This window comes from Kordia jejudonensis (assembly GCF_001005315.1).
In the GTDB taxonomy this organism is placed as follows: Bacteria; Bacteroidota; Bacteroidia; order Flavobacteriales; family Flavobacteriaceae; genus Kordia; species Kordia jejudonensis.
Window position 1 is genome coordinate 1 of the sequence record NZ_LBMG01000217.1, and the last position, 236, is coordinate 236.

The 236-nt window shown below is 30.5% G+C and carries 1 protein-coding gene; it reads left to right on the forward strand.

The window, feature by feature from the left end:
• Positions 1–236 (forward strand): hypothetical protein (locus AA089_RS25420; protein ID WP_046759447.1); only part of this gene is annotated, 236 nt, incomplete at both ends.

The window sequence follows — 236 nt, forward strand, 5'->3', positions numbered from 1 at the left end:
ATACCAAAGATTATAATGAAACTACCTATCGAGGGTATAGAAACTCACTCAATAGAGGTTTAAATTCTACCAATTGGAATCTATCAAAAATTATAGATCCTGTTCACAATAGAGAAGTAACTTTTGAGTATGAAGATTATTTTAAAGTTACGCCTGAACGAATTAAAAATATCACAGCAACCTATCAAGATCCTTCTGATCAAAATGATGTAAATGACCATTATTACACGCCTATA